This window comes from Streptomyces sp. NRRL S-495, from assembly GCF_000966955.1.
GTDB classification, from domain to species: Bacteria; Actinomycetota; Actinomycetes; order Streptomycetales; family Streptomycetaceae; genus Kitasatospora; species Kitasatospora purpeofusca.
In genome coordinates this window covers 1-2,561 of the sequence record NZ_JZWY01000173.1, presented here as the reverse complement: position 1 = coordinate 2,561, position 2,561 = coordinate 1, and the positions used below count along the sequence as shown (strand labels likewise).

At 72.8% G+C, this 2,561-nt stretch carries 3 protein-coding genes; 2 read left to right on the top strand and 1 reads right to left on the bottom strand.

The genetic code is table 11. The features are described 5' to 3' along the window. Positions 1-250: 250 nt before the first annotated feature. Positions 251-499: a hypothetical protein gene (locus VR45_RS11100; protein WP_045939539.1), complete on the top strand. Its 249-nt coding sequence runs from the start codon at positions 251-253 to the stop codon at positions 497-499. 529 nt (positions 500-1,028) lie between these two features. On the opposite strand, the gene VR45_RS48540 is transcribed toward VR45_RS11100, so the two are convergent. Then, positions 1,029-1,331, bottom strand: a complete 303-nt coding sequence (locus VR45_RS48540) for a hypothetical protein (protein ID WP_234325936.1) — start codon at positions 1,329-1,331, stop codon at positions 1,029-1,031. 163 nt (positions 1,332-1,494) lie between these two features. Here VR45_RS48540 and VR45_RS48535 point away from each other — a divergent pair, with 163 nt between their 5' ends. Beyond that, complete coding sequence (locus VR45_RS48535; RefSeq protein ID WP_234325935.1) at positions 1,495-2,244, top strand: hypothetical protein; 750 nt, start codon at positions 1,495-1,497, stop codon at positions 2,242-2,244. The last annotated feature ends 317 nt before the right edge of the window (positions 2,245-2,561 follow it).

Sequence of the window (2,561 nt, the reverse complement as noted above, 5' to 3'; positions counted from 1 at the left end):
GGGCTGCGGTCAGCCGCCGCTGCTGCTCACCGGGGCGTACGCCGTGCACGACCTCGCCCGACCCGCCCCGCCACGGCCCCCGTACCCCGGACGAACCGGGTCCGAGGCCGCAGGCGCACGAGGCGTCGTCCTGCGCTGCTGAAGGGTCCCGCCGGGCAACCTCGGGCCCTCGCACCACCCACCCCGGCCGTGCGGGGCCCGGCCCGGCTTCCTGCGTCCCCCTTCCATGCCGTACCGCAGGAGAACCGCCATGCCCTTCGACGTCTTCGCCGCCATCGGCGCCATCGTGCGCGCCGAAGCCACCCGGACCACCGAGCCCGCTCCGTCCGCTCCCTCCGGGCCGTCCGCTCCGTCCGCTCCGTCCGACCCGGACGCCACTGCCCACCCCGCCGAACCGCACCCGGCCCCGCACCCGCTCCAGGAACCCGCCGCCGGACCCACCCCCCAACTCGGCACCCTGCCCCCGGCCACACCCCTGCTCCCCGGCCTGTCCGCCTGAACGCCCTCGGGGCCGGGCAGGCCGGGAAAGCCCGGCCCGCCCGGCCCCGAGGACGCCGAAGCCGTTCTCCGCCGTCACGCGTTGAGGGCGTCGACGAACTCGTCGACGAACTCGACGTCGCAGGTGGTCATGGAGTTGGCCCGGCTGTGGACGGAGAGCCGTACGAGCGGCGATGTGGAGGGGGACCTCCGACCCGACGGTGGCGCGTGTCCTGTCCAATGGAGTCTGGGTCTGCCGCATGTCATGGGACCTCGGGCGTCGTCCGATCGGTCGAATCGTCCGGGTTCGCCGCCCTGTGGGCGAACGGGCCGCCCGGCCATCACAGCCGCCCTGGGTCGGCTCGGAAAGTTCTTCGAATTCGTGGCTCCGCGGCCGCCCGGAACGGTGTCTCCAAGGGCTCTCGGCGAGTCGCGGCGGCCCTGCCGCGGCAGCCCGGACCCGTTCCGCCCGATCGCTCCCGGCGACCCGTCAGGCGCCCGTTCCCGGCCTCACCACAACGGCCCTGACCTGGTGTTTTCGTGGAAATCTCCTAGGCTGGCGGAGCTCTGTCGGACACCTTGGAGGGGGCATCATGAGCGAAGAGATCAAGACGTACGACGCCAGCAGGATCGAGATTCTGGAGGGCCTGGACGCCGTCCGGAAGCGGCCCGGGATGTACATCGGATCCGTCGGCGAACGCGGGCTCCACCGCCTGGTGTTCGAGGTCGCCGAGTCGGCGCTGAACGAGATCTTCGACGGCACCGCCGGCCGGGTCGGGATCACCCTCACCGCCGACGGCGGTGTCCGCGTCGCCGACGACGGCAGGGGCCGGCCGGTCGGGCAGGCGGGCCACAGCGACGGCCCCACGCTGGAGGACTGCTTGACGGTCCTCTGCTGCGGGGGACCGCAGGGCGGCCGGCGCTCGCTGTACGGCGGTTTCGCCGGCGTGGGAATGGCCGTCGTCAACTCCCTCTCGAGCCGCCTGACGGCGGAGGTCGAGCCGCCTGACGGCGGAGGTGCGGCGCGACGGCGCCCGCTGGACGCTGGAGTACGAGCGCGGCGTACGGGCCGGGGTGCCCGCCCGCACCGGCCCGGCCGACGACACCGGGACCGTGATCACCTTCTGGCCCGATGCCGAGATCTTCGAGACGCTGACGGTCTCGTTCGACACACTGGCCGATCACCTCAGGGAACTTGCCTTCCTGAACCGTGACTTGGACATCACCCTGACCGACGACCGTGACCCCGGGACGGCCAGGGCCGTCCGCTTCCGCTTCCCGGGCGGAGCAAGGGACTGGATCGCGCAACAGAGCGCCGCGCCCCACTCGGACGTGCTCGGCTTCGAGCGCGAGTACTCCGGGATGGAGGGAACCGTGGAGGTGGCTCTGTGCTGGGGCGACTCCGGCGACGAGCAGGTCACCAGCTACGCCAACAGCTGGCCCACCATCAGCGGTGGCACCCACGAACTGGGCTTCCGCGACGGCCTGGCGGCCGCGCTCACCGCCTTCGCCCGGGAGGAGCAGATACTCACCCCCTCCGACCCCGACCTCACCCCTACCCGGCTCGGCGCGGGCCTGATGGCCGTCGTGTCGGTGAAGCTCGACCGGCCCGAGTTCGAGGGCGCGACCCGCGACCAGCTGGGCAACGGGCCCGTCCGCGCCTGCGTCGCCGAGGCGGTCCGGGAACACCTGACGGCCTGGCTCCGGTCCGACTCCGAGCGCGCAAGGGCCGTCCTCGCCCGGATCCCGGCGACCACCCGCGACTGACAGCACCGAAGCCCGAAGCCCGAAGTTCGAAGCCCGAAGCACCGAAAGCCCAGGCCGGAGCCGCCTCCTGGCCTGGGCTTTCGGTTGGCACGGACGGCATGGTCGCCGTCGTGTGCCGCCAGCGGTCGCCGGGAGGAGAACGGCCCCGTTGAGGGGACCGCTGACCGGGCATGATGTGCGCCGTGCACATCGCCGCGGCAGACATCCGGATCACCCTCCTGTAGCGGCAGCCCGCCCGGCGGGCTCCCACTACCGCAGTAGGAAGTCGTGGACCGCCTGCCGGCCGGCCGGATTCTCGGCCCGGTTCTGCACCGAGT

Bases quoted from the DNA above. Each gene is read 5' to 3' on its own strand.
- VR45_RS11100 (WP_045939539.1), top strand. From the start codon at position 251: ATGCCCTTCGACGTCTTCGCCGCCATCGGCGCCATCGTGCGCGCCGAA.